This is a genomic window from Vibrio renipiscarius, from assembly GCF_000827885.1.
Classification (GTDB): domain Bacteria; phylum Pseudomonadota; class Gammaproteobacteria; order Enterobacterales; family Vibrionaceae; genus Vibrio; species Vibrio renipiscarius.
Map to the genome: position 1 here is coordinate 238,761 of NZ_JTKH01000023.1, position 16,173 is coordinate 254,933.

The window sequence follows — 16,173 nt, forward strand, 5'->3', positions numbered from 1 at the left end:
GCGCTCCCAGCCATCCTCCCCGACGCTGATCATTCTGCGCATAAAAAAAATCCTGCCTAAAAGGCAGGATCCACAACACTCAATTCATCATTGCTTTCGTCATCATCGCTTTCGCGTTACGGCGATTAGCGCAATTGCCATTTCGCGACAATCTCTTCAGCGCGTTTTAACAACTCGATGCTCGACGTTGATTGTACGAATGCCGCGTTATCACGTACTTGCTCTTGCGTGTATGCACCGGCAATGACGGGGCCCACTTCATCCTGAGCCACTAACCAATGAATGGCTAAATGCGCGAGAGGAATATTGGCCTCTTTCGCTAACACTTTTAACTCTTCAACGCAGTTAAAGTAGGGTTCAAATGCTTCGCCATTTAATTTAGGGTTGTTACGACGGTCATCGTTTTCATCCCAGTTACCGCTGCGCATTAATGTACCGGTTAACAACCCCTGCATAAGCGGCGAGTATGGCAAATACTTCATATCATGCGCTTTACAGAACGGCAGCGCCTCTTCACGAGTACGATACTGCAGCGGGATGTTGTGATAATGCTCTGGATTTTGCTCCAGTAGGTTATACAAGCCTTGGAAAGTGGCAACTTCGACGCCCGCCATCATTTCACGCGTCATATCGAGTGAATAGTTCGAGACACCCACATGACGGATCTTACCTTGTTTTTTCAGCTCAGCCAGCGCGTCTGCAGTTTCACTGATTGGCGTATTAGGATCTGGCCAGTGCACTTGATACAGGTCGATGTAGTCGGTTTGTAGACGCGTTAATGAGTCATCTATTTCTTTAAAGATGCTCGCTTTGGTGAGGTCTTTGCGCGTCTTTCTGCGCTCGTCTTGTGACCATGGCAGGCCGCACTTGGTGGCGATGATAATCGACTCACGCTTCTCTGTTTTTAAGGCTTGACCAAGTACCGTTTCAGCGTGGCCTTTGCCGTAAACCGGAGCAACATCGAAAAAGTTAATTCCGGTATCGATCGCCGTTTTAATCGCTCGAATCGACTCATCGTCGGTCACGTTGTTCCATGTACCACCAATCGCCCAACAGCCAAATCCAACGGCCGATGCATTCATATCTTTAATTTGTTTGAATTTCATAATACTCAATTCCGTTATTTAAGCTCTGGCCAATAATCTTTGTTCGCTTCGATCATTTCATCAAGGATCCGCTTGGCCACTCGTGCCGAAGGAATGGTTTTGTTCAGTGCGAAGGCTTGCAGCGCTTTTTCATAAGAACCTTCAATCGCCGCATCCACTAAACACTTTTCCGACATCAACTGTTGCTGCAACATGCCTTGATAGAAGTGTGGCACTTCACCGACTTGAATTGGGTACACTTTATCGCGCCCAAGCAGTGCCGGCACTTCAACCATCGCATCATCTGGCAATCCTTTGATTAAACCGTTGTTAGGAATGATCACCAACCACTTCTGACGCAAATCATACGCCATCGACATCGCGACATCTGCAATAAATTCGCCATGGACACCAACGTGGAATTTACCTTCAACATTCCCATCCGAGGCTTTAATTTGCTCTATCGCCTCAAACATTTTCTTCTCACGACCTTCCATCACCTCATTGGCGCGAGTGCGTTCTGGGTTCGATTGCTCAACAATCTCATCCGCCATCAAGTAATACTGAAGATAAGTGTTTGGTAAATACTCAGGGAACATTTGTACTAGAGGCTTAGTGTTCTTAAAGGTTTTGATCCAAGACGGTTCTGCGTGGCAAGCGTTCTCCACTTCCAATTCAGTCAACATGCCGAATTTTTGAATGTGATTACGCAAAAGCGGCAGTTTCTCTTCACCACCCACTTTGATGGACGTAAACCACCCATAGTGGTTCAAACCAAAGTATTCAACATCAAGTTCGTAGCGGTTAACCCCTAAGATATTCGACAGATTACGCTCGATCGCCACTGGCATATCACAGATATTGAGCACGCGTGAATTTGGACGTAAACGGTTCACCGCATCTGCAACAATCGCCGCCGGGTTCGAGTAATTCAACATCCAACACGTCGGTTTAGAAAAACGCTCCATGTGATCGATCAATTCAATCATTGGGAAGATGGTGCGCATGCCGTAAGCCAGACCGCCTGCCCCACACGTTTCTTGCCCAACACAACCATGGCGTAGAGGGATTTTTTCATCCTGCTCACGCATTTTATACTGACCCACACGGATCTGAGCAAAAACGAAATCGGCATGGGAAAACGCGACCTCAGGTTCCGTGGTTACGGTAAGGTGCACATGCGGCGCATGGGTTTTCACGACGTAATTGACCAATACCGCAACATTGTCTTGGCGCTGCTTATCAATGTCATAAAGGCGAATTTCAGCGATCGGAAATTCATCACCTTTCATCAGTAACGCTTTTACAATTCCTGCCGTGTAAGTAGAGCCGCCACCAGCAATAGCAATAATTTGCGGTTGTTTGTTCATAACCATCCTCGAGCAAATGTCAGTCATTCATTATTCTTTAAAGGTTATACTTCGTATGACCTATTTATTAATTGGTTCCATCCTATTATTTAGAATTGGCATAACAAACAATTAAAACAGATAATGTGATCTCGCCGAATTTATTTCGAATATTGGTTATTTAAATGGCCAATAAAAAATACCAATTTATCTAGGTAGATATATTGCCAGCTTGTGTGCATCAGGATGAAACCAAGCCTCGGTATAATCAAAACGACGGCCATCTTTCAAATTAGACACCGAGCGTAAATTCATAACAGGTGCAATTTTTTCCATATCCAATAACGCCATCAAGTCCTCATCGGGCTCTACCGCAGTAAATTCCTGACGGCTGCCTTCAATGGCCATGCCCTTATCTCGTTCTACATACTCAAATTTCGACTTTTCCAACGTGGAAATATTCAAGTCCGGAAAAAGGAACACTGGCATATAGCTATCTTCAACAATTCTAGGTAAATCATCCACATATTTAACACGTCGAATATAGTACAGTGGCTCACTCTCATTGATTTCGAGCATTTTATGAATGGCTGGATTGTCAGTTATCATGCTGAATTGAAATACTTTATAGCGCACGGTTTTGTTGCAACCGCCTAAAATCTCGGTGGTACCGGCCAAACCTCGTAACTCATGGGAATACTGCTTTCCCAACACGTACGTGCCTGAACCGCGACGTTTTTCAACCAAACTCAGTTTGACTAATTCATCAACCGCTTTCCGTATGGTAATTCGGCTAACGTCATATTCTTCGATCAGTCGTCTCTCTGTTGGTAGCGCATTACCAATCTCATAAACTCCGCTATTTATTTTCTGCTTTAGATCATCCAGCACTTTTTTATACAACATCCCTAACCACTCCTGCATAAAGGTCATATTAACCACAAGATAACATGACGTATTAAAGGATAGATAGGTTATATATCACAAATATTAATCACAAAAGTTGTCATGACCTATTTAAACAATAGAGTGCTTGTGAACCTACAAAAAATAGCAAGTGACGGCTCTTTGACTCGATCACTTGAACATAAAAACAAATAATGAATCGAGACAATAAACATGAAAAAGGAAGCAATCACCACTTACCTCAGTGATTTATCTCGGGCAATGCTGGCTCCAATCTACGTACTGCCGCTTGTTGGCTTTGTTATTGCGATCGGGGCTGCCGTGACCAATCCCGGCATTGTCGAACTACTGCCATTCCTCGACGCCCCTTTCTTTAAGGGCATGGGCGAAGTGCTGGTTTGGTCAACGCTCAGTGTATTAATCAATCTGCATATTATCTTTGCGGTTGGCATTTCGATGGGACTCGCGAAAAAAGATAAGCACCTCGCAGCCTTCAATGCCATGATTCTCTATTTCGTTTATCTCTACACCATGAACACTTATATGAAGTTCAATGGGTTACTGATCGACGGGGATTTAGGGGGAACAGGACAAGCCACTATTATGGGCTTACAAGTCGTCGATACGGGCGTCTTCGTCGGTATGCTTATTGGCGTTATCAATGCGTACTTCCATAATAAATACAGCCAAAAAGTACTCAATGGCGCGCTGTCTCTCTATGGCGAATCACGTCTTGTTTTGATCATCATATTGCCAATCAGTATCGGCATTGGCCTGCTGTTTACCCATATTTGGCCCCCTGTCCAACAGGTTATATTTCAATTTGGCGAAGACATCCGTAGCGCTGGATCAATGGGCATCGGCGTATATGGTTTTCTTGAACGTATCTTGATCCCAACGGGCTTACACCACTTACTTTGGGTGCCGATGCACTTTACTGATCTTGGCGGATGCCAAATGATTGCAGGTCAGAGCTACTGTGGTGTAGAAAATATTTTCCTGGCTGAAATTGGCGATCCTGATACCACTCGCCTCTCGAGCTCAATTATTTTTGATTCGCGTAGTTTGGTGAAAATTTTTGGTCTGACCGGTGCAGGTCTAGCAATGTACCACTGTGCCGATGCCGATAAGCGACTCAAAGTGAAGGCGATTGTCTTCCCTGCCATTGCATCATCCATCTTAGTGGGGGTCACTGAGCCGATCGAGTTTTCATTCTTATTCGTCGCGCCAATTTTGTTTGTTGTGCACGCGATTTTGACCGGTGTTTTTATGTCTCTGTTAGCGATATTCGATATTGTTGCCGTGGGCAAAGGGGGCTTGATTGATTTTATTGTCTACAACGTGCCGCTAGGGACTGAAAAAACCGATTGGCCATCTTATCTGTTCATCGGCGTGATTCAATTAGTGGTTTACTACGCCGTGTTCCGTATGCTGATCACTAAGCTAAACCTCAAAACATTGGGTCGTGGTGAGTCAGAAATGAAGCTCCATAACAAAGCGGATTACCAAGCCAAACAACAAAATCAAACGATCGATTCTGCTGCTGGGCAATACAATTCAGCGGCGATTATTGAGGGCTTAGGTGGTAAGGACAACATTGTTGATGTACAAAACTGCTACACGCGTCTTCGCGTTGAAGTGCGACAACCGGAGCTAGTCAACGAAGCCATCATTCGCGAATCCAATCCAATGGGCGTGGTATTAAAAGGCACCAATATCCAAATCATTTTTGGTAGTCATGTCGCTTCTGTTCGACAAGAAGTGAACCACCAGTTACACGTTATGGCCTAATTAGACACCCGCTATTCAAACTAAAAAAGGGAAGCCATGCTTCCCTTTTTCATTGTTATTTTTCAATCGCGTTTAAAGCATAAGCGATGACGGCTAATGACGCTTACGTTGAGAAATAAACACCCAAATAAAGAACAACATAAAGACAAAATCATTCAGGCCATAGATGGTATAAAAAGCCCCCGCAAAAACATCATGCTGGTATACGGAAGATAAATCGTTATGGCTAATCCACAGTAACCAAGCCACAACATACACCAACTTCTCAATAACAAATGCCCCGGCCAACCATGTTATGTTGCCTTCAATCGTTGCCGCGCCCAAATACGCAAGCCCCCATACCATAATCATCAACAAACCGAAGTTAGACATCACAACCGGGTCAAATTGATGAATTACGCTATTGGTAAAACCACGAGAAAAGATCAACACGCCACCAATATTCATTGCCGCCGCTAAGACAAAGCCCAGTTTCATCATTTTATTGTTCATCTTGCTATCCCATATTGAGCAACCTTATATAAACGAATATAGATGGCTTAACTCAATGACGCTACAGAAAAGCACTGCGACCCCAAAGCATTAAAGCGACCACTTTGCAGCATTAACATGACTTCCGATTGCGCCCATAAAAAAACCAGATCGCAATCTGGTTTCAAGTGAGGGGCATAAGCACGTTAACTAGACGCTTAATTGAGGTGTCTTCCGCGCTCTGAAAACATCGCGAATTTTTAACAATAGAATCGCGCTCGCCAGCATTAAGGTTATGGCATTGGCGATAATAATTGGCCAATCCTGCATCGCAATACCATAGATTAACCACAGAAATACGCCCAGTACAAAACAGCTGTACATCGCCAGTGAAATCGAAGCGGTATCGCCCGTTTTTAGAATATGCAGAACTTGAGGAACAAAGGAGCAAGTGGTACAAAAAGCGGCGATATAGCCAAGAATAGTGACATCAATCATTATATTATACCTATAAAAATGCCCCGCATAAGCAGGGCATTGATCAGCGATTAAACTATTTCATTTCTACCCAGAAATCTTTGTTCGCTTCAAGTAAGTCTTCTAGGATATCTTTTGCAACGCTTGCACTTGGAATGGTTGCCGATAGCGTCAGTGCTTGCCATAGACGCTGCTTAGATTGTTCAACGTGTGCTTTAACCACCAATTTCTCAACCGACACTTGTTGGCTCATCATACCTTTTTGGAACTCAGGGATTTCACCAATTTGTAATGGTTTCGCGCCCGTGTTGTCCACGATACATGGAATTTCTACCATCGCCGTTGGGTCAAAGTTACTGATTGCACCATTGTTTGGCACGATAAGCAGCATGCGCTCTTTGGTATTGAAGGCAATCGCCGTCGCTAAGTCAACAATGTACGACGCGTGCTCTTCCACTTCAATCGTCGTATCGCTTGCTGTACCGTTAGCAATAATACGATGACACTCTGTAAACACCTCAGCCTCACGACCTTCCATGACTTCATTCGCACGAGTGAACTCTTTATTTGAATGCTCAACCACATAGTCTGGGTACATGTAGTATTTTAGGTATGTGTTTGGAATCGTTTCTGGGTCCAATGCATACACATCACGTACTTTGATAAAGGTTTCTTTCCAAGATTCGTCCGTATGCTGAGCACCGTTCAATACACTTGGCGGTAAGTAACCGTGATCTTTGATGTACGCTTTGATGCGTGGCATCAGATCTTCACCTGTTTTCGCATCTTTAAACTCTTTCCACCAGCCGAAGTGGTTCAAGCCGTAGTACATGATGTCGAACTGCTTACGGTCTTCGTAGCCCAAGATTTCAGCGATACGAGTTTCAATACCAATCGGCATATCACAGATGTTCAGCACTTTTGAATTAGGGCGCATCACACGACACGCTTCAGCGACGATTGCTGCTGGGTTTGAGTAGTTCAGCATCCAAGCATTTGGTGAGTATTTTTCCATGTAGTCGATCATTTCGATAACCGCTGGAATTGAACGCAAACCGTAAGCCATACCGCCCGCACCACATGTTTCTTGGCCAACACAGCCATGACGTAGAGGGATTTTTTCATCTTGCTCACGCATCGCATATAGACCAGCACGAATATGAGCCATACAGAAATCAACGTCTGTAAATGCCTCTTCTGGATCGGTGGTGTATGAGAATTCAATGTGTGGTGCACGTTCTTTCAGTAGAATCTTACACGCTTCAGCAACCGTTTCTTGGCGAGACGCAAAGTTGTCATAAAATTTCAATTTACGGATAGGGAAACGGTCTTGGTTTTCAAGCAGCATCATTACGATACCAGGAGTAAAAGTTGAACCGCCGCCTGCAATAACTACTGAGAAATCTGTTTTCATAATAAGCCTCGTTTAAGTTGGGCGGGGTTATGTCCGCCCGAATAAATTAGTGTTTTAAATTGGGTGTCTATGTCTAAATTTTTGTTAAGCCATAACGCCTAAAGCGTTGTCTCTTTAATTTGCTGCACTGAGTGTTAGCGCTTCCTCTTGTTCTTTTTGTTCCTTTTGTTCTTCTTTGTAAGCACTGACGATCTTTTCACATTCTTCTCGGAGTTGCGGAACGCTCAGGCCAATGATCACTTGAACTGCTTTGCCGTTTTTCACTAAGTTCACCGCACCAGTACTCATAAAGTATTCCGCTGATTGAACTTTGTCTGGGTCTACCACCGTCACACGAAGGCGGGTTGCACAGTTGCTCAAGTCTTCAAGGTTGGCCACACCACCTAGCCCTTCAAGTGTTTCAATCGCTTGAATTTGCAATGGGTTCACACCTTGTTGGCCTTTACCGGTAATACCGTGCTTCTTATTAAAGTCGTCTTTGCTGTGCAACTTCATTTCTGCATCGCCACGGCCAGCAATTGGCACGTTAAATTTAACGATGAGATACTTGAAAGTGACGTAGTAAATGGCGGTAAAACAAAGGCCAATTGAAATTTGCGTCACGACCATGCTGGTGTGGTTACCTAATAGAGGAATCCAGTTACCGGTGACAAACTCAATCAAACCGCCGCCCATATTGCCGACAACGCCAAAGTGATACATCACCATTGCCATCGTGCCAGCCAGTACCGCATGAATCGCAAATAACCATGGCGCAATAAATAAGAAGGTAAATTCAAGCGGCTCAGTAATGCCCACCAATACCGCTGTAAATGTGGCCGGAATCAGTAAGGCTGCCACTTTTTTACGGTTTTCAGGTTTCGCCGTGTGGTACATCGCTAGCGCAATACCAATACAACCAAAGACTTTTGAGTTGCCGTGTAAAGAGAAACCACCCGCTGGGAACAGCTCTTTCATGCTTTGGCTTGATTGCGTAAACGCTTCTAAGTTAGTAAACCAATCCACGGTAATGCCGTTAGGCGTTACTACGTTGCCAAATTGGAACGGGGTATAAATAAAGTGATGCAGACCGGTCGGGATCAGAATGCGCTCGAGGAAAGTGAACAACCACACACCGAATGCACCCGATTCAACAAAAAATGTTTGTAACCCTAAGATGCCGTGTTGAATCGATGGCCATACATAGAGCGTTATCCAAGCTGCTGGCAGCATGGCAAAGAAAGAGATCATCGCAACGTATGAAGCACCTTGGAAAATGCCTAAATAAGAAGGAAGTTGCTTCTCAAACGTGCTGTTATGAATCCAGGTCACTAAGCCTGAAATAATGATCGCGCCGAAAATACCGGTATCAATGGTCTTAATACCTGCAATTTCAGTTAAACCCGACGTTCCGCCGATTGGTTGAGAAAAATCCACATTGAAGAACTCCCCCCAGAAGCCTCCCATCGCACCAACAAAGTAGTTAAAGGTTAAGTAAGAAACCATCACCACCATCACAGCTCGTGCATGAGCGGTTTTCGCTAAACCGATTGGTAAGCCAACCGCGAACAAAAGCGCCATGTTGCGGAAGATGGTCCAGCCACCTTCTTCAATGACTTGTAACACTTGATAATACAATCCGTTTTTATCAGCCAAATCGCCAACAAATATCGGGTTTTTAAGAACAATGGTTAAGCCCACTAGTATCCCTACAAATGGAAACAGCAAAACTGGGGTAAACATTGCTCCGCCTAATCGTTGTATCGCACTCAACATGGCAGGGTCCTTAAATTTGTTATTAATATGTTCCAGAGTGTTCCGTCTTTCGACAGGATTTAAGTTACTCCCGAAAAACGGATAGGACAAATAGATAATATGCAGATCGTGATCGAGTACAAATTAAGTACGTATTATGCGATTTTGGTCACCAAAAAGGACATATCGAGTACCTTTATTCGCATAATGAAATATGAATTCGACTTACATCAAAAAAAGGTCATTGATTTGTTCTATTTTGAATGATAATTTTGCTCTATCGTCGTCCTATTTTTGGACTTGCTTGAAATAAGCGGATGGCTGCGGATAGTTTGTTGCCATGAATAATTCAGTGAAATGACTTGTATCAGTGGGCGCACTCAATGTTGAACGCACCTTAGAGTAAGGTGTATGTGCTCAGAGAGGTTAATTATGTTGTATAAGAAAGTCATGCTAGAGCTTAAAAGCCGCATTGACTCAGAAGAATTTGCTATCGGAGATACGTTATCAACCGAAAAGGAATTGATGGCGTACTACGCAGTTAGTCGTATTACCATTCGTAAAGCGATTGAAGAACTCGTCAAGCTAGGTTTAGTCGAAAAACGCCAAGGCGCTGGCTCAACCGTGATTGGAAAAACGATGATCGGTTCCATGTTGAACCTAAAAAGCACCAGCGAATACCTGATCGATACAGGCGCAAAGATCGAATACAAAATTTGCGAATTTACCTTGATGGATGCTGACGATGAGCTGGCAGAAATTCTTGAAATCACACCAGGTGAAAAGGTCTACTTTATTCGACGCTTTAAACTCATCAATGGCGCTGCCTCCGTTTACGAAGACTCTTACATGCCAATGTCGCTGTATCCAAAGATGAATGTGATGTCGATGGAAGGCTCAAAGTACCACTACCTAGAGAAAGAGCTGGGGTTTGTCATTGATGGCGCATTTCAAGATTTTGAAGCGATCATTCCCGACAAACACATGTGTGACATTCTCGGTGTGAGTGCGAAGCAGCCTCTCATTCAAATCCTCTCTATTGGTAAGCTCGCGGATGGGCGGATATTCGAATACACTAAAATCGTTTCTAAACCGGAAACCATCACCTACAAGCACTATTTAAAACGTTAAATGTAACGCCTCTTGGTAGGGAGTCTTGCCGCGATGTCTTGTGCAGCTCCCTAGCCTATCTCGCCGCTTTTCGCCTCTTTCCTCCAAAATAACCATAAATTCCACCTTTCTTCCGCCAAAATTACGCAAAGTCCTTCATTATTAGCTATGTTCAGCGGGTACTGTCACGGAGGAAATAGTCCACATGAATAAATTACTTGCTGAAGGTTTCGGCACATTTTGGTTAGTGTTAGGTGGCTGTGGTGCTGCCGTACTCGCCGCTGGCGTCCCTGAATTGGGGATTGGTTTTTTAGGTGTGGCTTTAGCGTTCGGTTTAACCGTTATCACTATGGCTTACGCCATTGGACACATTTCAGGATGTCATCTCAATCCAGCGATCACTATTGGTTTGTGGGTTGGCGGGCGTTTTGAAGCACGAGAGGTTTTACCCTATATCATTGCGCAAGTGATTGGGGCAATTGCCGCCGGTGGTGTGTTGTATCTTATTGCAAGTGGCCAAGCGGGCTTTGATGTGGGCGCTTCCGGATTTGCCACCAACGGGTATGCTGAACATTCACCCGGTCAATATTCACTTATTGCCGCACTCGTGTGCGAAATTGTCATGACCATGATGTTTTTGATTGTCATCATGGGTTCCACTGACTCTCGAGCTCCACAAGGCTTTGCGCCTCTTGCTATCGGCCTTTGTTTGACATTGATTCATTTGATTTCTATTCCAGTGACCAACACGTCGGTTAACCCTGCGCGAAGTACTGGTGTGGCGGTTTACGTCGGAGATTGGGCTGTCAGTCAGTTGTGGCTATTTTGGGTTGCTCCGATCGTAGGTGCGATTCTTGGAGCGATAATTTACAACGTTATGGCGGGAAAAGAGCAGTAACGAGCTCGGTAGATTAAGCAAAAAAAACCGCAATGTCTTCGGCTCTTATCCATTCAATGATAAAAGCAAATGACATTGCGGTTTCTCATTTATTCGCCGCTAAGCAGTGACTTCTCGAAGCGACGACTTAACGAAATGTAAGCAATGGCTCACACTCAATAGAGTATTTTGTGGCGACCCAGCAATGAGTGAGATAGCGTCGTGCCATCAACTAACTCAAGCTCTCCACCAACAGGAACTCCGTGTGCGATGCGACTCGCTTCCACTTGATGCTCTCGGCAGAGCTCAGCAATATAGTGTGCCGTGGCCTCTCCTTCGACGGTCGGATTGGTTGCAAGAATAACCTCACTCACATCCCCTCGACGTAGACGGTAGTCCAACACATCTAAACCTATATCACTTGGGCCGATGCCATCTAATGGCGACAGATGCCCCATCAGAACAAAATAGCGCCCTGAAAATTGCCCAGTTGCTTCAACCGCTGCGATATCGCCAGGGCTTTCCACCACACACATTTGTCCGTTTTCCTGGCGTTTAGGATTGGTGCAAATATGGCAAGTATCTTCTTCAGTAAAGGTTCGGCATTCGTTGCAATGGCCAATTTCGGTCATTGCATGACTCAGTGAATCAGCAAGCTGCAAGCCGCCTTTTCTATCGCGCTGTAACAAATGAAAGGCCATACGTTGAGCCGACTTGGGGCCAACCCCAGGCAGACAACGTAAGGCCTCCATCAATTGCTCCAGCATATGACTGGTGCGCATTATCTAACCTTTTTGATTAGAATGGCATTTTCATGCCTGGTGGTAATTGCATACCGCCAGTCACTTGCGCCATTTTTTCTTTTTGTGTTTCTTCTACACGGCGAGCAGCATCATTGAATGCAGCTGCGATAAGATCTTCAAGCATCTCTTTATCGTCTTGCATTAAGCTTTCGTCGATATCAACACGACGCACGCTATGGCTGCCTGTGATCGTCACTTTAACTAGGCCAGCGCCAGATTCACCGGTCACTTCCATAATTGCGATTTCTTCTTGAAGCTTTTGCATGCGATCTTGCATTTGCTGGGCTTGCTTCATTAGGTTGCCCATTCCGCCTTTACCAAACATAGTTATCTCTCTGATTATGTTTATCTATATCTCGTTATGATGAAGATACAGTATTAGCTTATCGTTTTCATAATAGATGGGGTTAAAAGCAATAATTTCAACCCCAATCTATTACAAGGTCTTTTCGATGATGTGGCCTATTCTAAACCGGTCTTACGCTATCTTTATCAAGCTCAGCGGCAAAACGAGTCTCAATAAATTGTACATGAGGATCGGCCTCTAAACTGTCAAAGGCTTGTTGTAATTTGCCTTGATAGAACGATTCTCGCAGCTCCAAAGGCGTTTGCCCCTGCGTACCTATTTCGACACTCAAATGGCACTCTTCACCTAACGCAGCATTGAGCGCTTCAAGCAACTCGGATTGTGAACGCTCTGACATTAGGTGTGCTTGTTCCGGACGAAGCGTCAGAGACAGCGTTGAGCCTTCTTTTCTATAGTGCGAATTAAGCGCTAATTGTTCGGTCAATTTTGCCGTGGTCAATTTCGCGATTAACGCTGACCACGGGTCTTGCTCAATCGACTGCTGCGCGAGTTTTTGCACCATTTCTGGTGTTTTCTCATGCTCTAAGGCTTGCTTGATCTGGCTTGGTGTTAGCTCTTTTTTCTCTTGCGTTGGCTGCTGAGGCAATATCGGCTTCCACCGATACGCATCATCTTTCTCTGTTTCTATGACAGGAACAGGAGGTAAACCATTCGCGAGCGGCGACACCTGCGCAGTTCCCGTGTGCTTTTGTGCAACACGATCAAGAACCGACTCTTTTTTAGTAGCAGATGTCGCATTAACCTTTTTTACATCACCACCCGTCGGGGTTGAACCCGAACGCTGTGAACGTAATTGATGACGCAAACCGCCCAATGAAGGACGAGCAGCAGGCGCTTCTTGAGCGCTAGGCGCAGCTTCCGGCATCGGCGCTTGCGGCGCGACATTCGCGGGAGCGCTGTCATAATTATCATAATACGCTTCCGGTGGTGCCATGTCATACTCAGGCGCCATCGGCATCGATTGTGACATCACATCACCCGCACTTGGCGGCGCATTGTACTGCGGTGGCATTGGTGTAGGCGGCGTATTGTACTGCGGTGGCATTGGTGTAGGCGGCGTATTTGGTACGATTGGCGCAGACGTTTGTATCGCTGTTGGTGCAGCCGAAGGTGCTTGTGCTTGTACTTGTACTGGCGAAGCTGACGTCACTGGTGTCACAACGGGTGCTTGGCTGATCTCAGTGGAAATCACATTCGCTGTTGAGGTGGCAGGACGAAACGCCATCATGCGCAGTACCACCATTTCTAATCCAATTCGCTCGGAAGGCGAAAATGGCAGATCTTGGCGACCTTTTAACGCAATTTGGTAGTAAAGTTGCACATCTTGCGGAGAAAGCGCCTGCGCAAGTAACGTGACCTTTTCCGCATCAGGCTGCGTTTTATCTAATGTCGATGGCAATGCCTGACACAAGGCAATACGATGCAACTGTGCGGCAAGTTGATTTAATAAACCATCCCACTCCACGCCATTTTGCGCCATATGACTTAAGCAATCCATCGCTTGTTGCGGCTGTTTAGAACTGATCGCCTCAAGTAGATGCAAAGCTTGGTCAGTATCCAGCGTACCCAGCATGTGGCGAACTAATTCCTCCTGAACCTGACCATTACCCAGCGCAATCGCTTGGTCAGTTAGGCTCAGCGCATCACGCATACTGCCGTCTGCAGCATGAGAAATAAGCCCCAACGCACGTTGTTCAAAGTCCAATTTTTCTTGGTTAAGAACGTGCTCTAGCTGTTGATGGATATCATCCACACTGATCGGTTTAAGATGGAACTGCAAACAACGCGACAATATGGTCACGGGCAGTTTTTGTGGATCAGTGGTGGCTAAGATGAATTTCACATACTCGGGTGGCTCTTCTAGCGTTTTTAACAACGCATTAAAGCTGTGACGCGAGAGCATGTGAACTTCATCGATTAAGTAGACTTTGAATCGACCACGTGCCGGTTTGTACTGCACGTTATCGAGCAGATCACGGGTATCTTCGACCTTGGTACGCGAAGCCGCATCGATTTCAAGTAAATCTACAAAACGACCTTCATCGATTTCTCGGCAAGTATCGCACTCACCGCAAGGGGTGGCGGTAATGCCGGTTTCACAGTTTAGACCCTTAGCAAACAAACGACCGATAGTCGTTTTACCGACACCGCGCGTACCACTAAACAGGTAGGCATGATGCAGACGGTTTTGTGCTAAAGCATTTTCTAAAGCAGTTAATACGTGGGCTTGACCAACCACTTCGTGAAACTTAGTTGGTCGCCATTTTCGCGCTAAGGCAAGATAACTCATGAACCGTTCCGATTAGTGACCGTCAAACTCGCAGATGCTGTAAATATTTAAGCCCAATTTTTCAAGGCGCTTATCACCACCGATTTCAGGTAGGTTAATCACAAAGGCTGCGTGCTCAACTTCACCGCCAAGTTGACGGATTAGCTTAGTGGTTGCTTCAATGGTGCCGCCAGTTGCCAGTAGATCGTCGACAACCAACACTTTGTCACCGGCTTTGATTGCATCCACGTGAATTTCAAGTGTATCGGTACCGTACTCAAGATCGTAAGTTTGTGCCACGGTTGCACGCGGCAATTTGCCTGGCTTACGAACCGGTACAAAACCAAGACCAAGCTCTAGTGCCAGTGGCGCACCAAATAGGAAGCCACGAGCTTCTGTGCCCACCACTTTGGTGAAGCCCATGTCTTTGTATTTATCGACAAGAAGCTGAATAGTGGCTTGGTATGCTTGCGCGTCTTCTAAAAGGCTAGTTACATCGCGAAATAGAATGCCTGGTTTTGGGTAATCAGCGATGCTTTTGATGCTCGCTTTGATCATTGAAATAGTTTCAGTCGTCATAACTCTATACTTAAGATTGGCTACGCCATCGTAATCATTTTAGCTTACGGCGGGCAAGAATGGATTGTGTCACCCCTTTATCGAAACACAACATCGAGGGGCAAGAAAACACCCACAAAAAAAGGTGGGCACACTTCCTGCCAATCTTAGTGATTTTCTTCTTGGTCAGCAAGGTGCTCGATCACTGGTAAGCGAATAAACCAACTAAGCAAACCCAACAGCATGACTAGCAGCATAATCTTTAACCAATCGTGCGGGACGACATAGATGGAAAATGAAAAACTCGCGATCATCACCAACGCACCACGCCATTTTACTTTTTGCGAAACGGCTCGATATTGGTGCCAATTAGTAATGATAGGGCCAAATGTTGCATGCTCACTCAACCAACGATGGAAGCGAGGGCTACTACGCATAAAGCAGGCGCTCGATAGCAGAACGAAAGGGGTGGTTGGAAGAATAGGAAGGAAGATGCCTAATATACCTAGACACAGACTTAAGCCACCAATCAGGTTTAAGAAAAAACGACGAATAATGATGGCTTTACTCCAAATTTAACTAGAAACCCGCATAGCCATTAAAGACACGAATCCACGTTAGCGTAGCCGGAAGCGTTGGAATTAATAACACAGCGATAAATCCAAGAAAGTAGAAAATATTATAAGGTTCTTTAAAATTTTTGTCTGCCATTACTCACTCTCTTTACCGTCAATAGGGAACAACGTTAACCAATCGCACAATTGTTACTTGCATGATCAACACTTGTTAATAATTATAGCGTACACGCATTAACCTAAACACCGACTAACAGTGTGGTTACTACTTATAAAGTGAGGTTAGCGAACGAATTAAGACGGAATAACAGAAGGTTATGAGGCGAAATGACGTTATAAAAACATGTTTCTGGCGGTAACAAGGCATGCAGGTCGTCAACCGACGAA

General features: G+C 45.1%; 15 protein-coding genes. 3 read left to right on the top strand and 12 right to left on the bottom strand.

The window, feature by feature from the left end; genetic code table 11:
• Positions 1-125: 125 nt before the first annotated feature.
• The 3 genes from OJ16_RS13495 to OJ16_RS13505 all read right to left on the bottom strand — a co-directional run bounded on the left by OJ16_RS13495 (position 126) and on the right by OJ16_RS13505 (position 3,340).
• A complete protein-coding gene (locus OJ16_RS13495) occupies positions 126-1,106 on the bottom strand; it encodes an aldo/keto reductase (protein ID WP_040991720.1) in 981 nt (326 codons plus the stop codon).
• 14 nt (positions 1,107-1,120) lie between these two features.
• On the bottom strand, positions 1,121-2,455 hold the full coding sequence (locus OJ16_RS13500; RefSeq protein ID WP_040991819.1) for a 6-phospho-alpha-glucosidase: 1,335 nt from the start codon (positions 2,453-2,455) through the stop codon (positions 1,121-1,123).
• Positions 2,456-2,641: 186 nt separating this feature from the next.
• Complete coding sequence (locus OJ16_RS13505) at positions 2,642-3,340, bottom strand: GntR family transcriptional regulator (protein WP_052810406.1); 699 nt, start codon at positions 3,338-3,340, stop codon at positions 2,642-2,644.
• Positions 3,341-3,553: 213 nt separating this feature from the next.
• On the opposite strand from OJ16_RS13505, the gene OJ16_RS13510 reads away from it, so the two are divergent.
• Positions 3,554-5,131 (top strand): PTS transporter subunit EIIC, encoded by a 1,578-nt coding sequence (locus OJ16_RS13510; RefSeq protein ID WP_040991722.1) that lies wholly within the window; start codon positions 3,554-3,556, stop codon positions 5,129-5,131.
• A gap of 93 nt (positions 5,132-5,224) precedes the next feature.
• Here OJ16_RS13510 and OJ16_RS13515 read toward each other — a convergent pair whose 3' ends face one another.
• The 4 genes from OJ16_RS13515 to OJ16_RS13530 form a co-directional block, all read right to left on the bottom strand.
• The gene (locus tag OJ16_RS13515; protein WP_040991724.1) at positions 5,225-5,623 is read right to left on the bottom strand and encodes a hypothetical protein; all 399 of its coding nucleotides are present in this window, start codon (positions 5,621-5,623) and stop codon (positions 5,225-5,227) included.
• A gap of 189 nt (positions 5,624-5,812) precedes the next feature.
• On the bottom strand, positions 5,813-6,100 hold the full coding sequence (locus OJ16_RS13520; protein ID WP_173425030.1) for a SemiSWEET transporter: 288 nt from the start codon (positions 6,098-6,100) through the stop codon (positions 5,813-5,815).
• Positions 6,101-6,155: 55 nt separating this feature from the next.
• On the bottom strand, positions 6,156-7,493 hold the full coding sequence (locus tag OJ16_RS13525) for a 6-phospho-alpha-glucosidase (protein WP_040991728.1): 1,338 nt from the start codon (positions 7,491-7,493) through the stop codon (positions 6,156-6,158).
• Positions 7,494-7,607: 114 nt separating this feature from the next.
• Positions 7,608-9,248 carry an alpha-glucoside-specific PTS transporter subunit IIBC gene (locus OJ16_RS13530; RefSeq protein ID WP_040991730.1) on the bottom strand — a complete coding sequence of 547 codons (1,641 nt, stop codon included), beginning with the start codon at positions 9,246-9,248 and terminating at the stop codon, positions 7,608-7,610.
• A 411-nt stretch (positions 9,249-9,659) separates the two neighbouring features.
• Here OJ16_RS13530 and OJ16_RS13535 point away from each other — a divergent pair, with 411 nt between their 5' ends.
• Positions 9,660-10,358, top strand: coding sequence for a GntR family transcriptional regulator (locus tag OJ16_RS13535; protein ID WP_040991733.1), 699 nt, complete (start codon positions 9,660-9,662; stop codon positions 10,356-10,358).
• 184 nt (positions 10,359-10,542) lie between these two features.
• Positions 10,543-11,235 (top strand): aquaporin Z, encoded by a 693-nt coding sequence (gene aqpZ, locus OJ16_RS13540; RefSeq protein WP_040991735.1) that lies wholly within the window; start codon positions 10,543-10,545, stop codon positions 11,233-11,235.
• A 155-nt stretch (positions 11,236-11,390) separates the two neighbouring features.
• Here aqpZ and recR read toward each other — a convergent pair whose 3' ends face one another.
• The 5 genes from recR to OJ16_RS13565 all read right to left on the bottom strand — a co-directional run bounded on the left by recR (position 11,391) and on the right by OJ16_RS13565 (position 15,771).
• A complete protein-coding gene (gene recR, locus OJ16_RS13545) occupies positions 11,391-11,996 on the bottom strand; it encodes a recombination mediator RecR (protein ID WP_040991737.1) in 606 nt (201 codons plus the stop codon).
• Between the two features lie 16 nt (positions 11,997-12,012).
• A complete protein-coding gene (locus tag OJ16_RS13550; protein WP_040991739.1) occupies positions 12,013-12,342 on the bottom strand; it encodes a YbaB/EbfC family nucleoid-associated protein in 330 nt (109 codons plus the stop codon).
• Between the two features lie 142 nt (positions 12,343-12,484).
• A complete protein-coding gene (gene dnaX / locus OJ16_RS13555; RefSeq protein WP_040991741.1) occupies positions 12,485-14,674 on the bottom strand; it encodes a DNA polymerase III subunit gamma/tau in 2,190 nt (729 codons plus the stop codon).
• Between the two features lie 12 nt (positions 14,675-14,686).
• Positions 14,687-15,232, bottom strand: coding sequence for an adenine phosphoribosyltransferase (apt, locus tag OJ16_RS13560; RefSeq protein WP_040991743.1), 546 nt, complete (start codon positions 15,230-15,232; stop codon positions 14,687-14,689).
• Between the two features lie 146 nt (positions 15,233-15,378).
• Entirely contained in the window at positions 15,379-15,771 is a 393-nt protein-coding gene (locus tag OJ16_RS13565; protein ID WP_040991745.1) for a YbaN family protein, read from the bottom strand.
• Positions 15,772-16,173 lie beyond the last annotated feature (402 nt).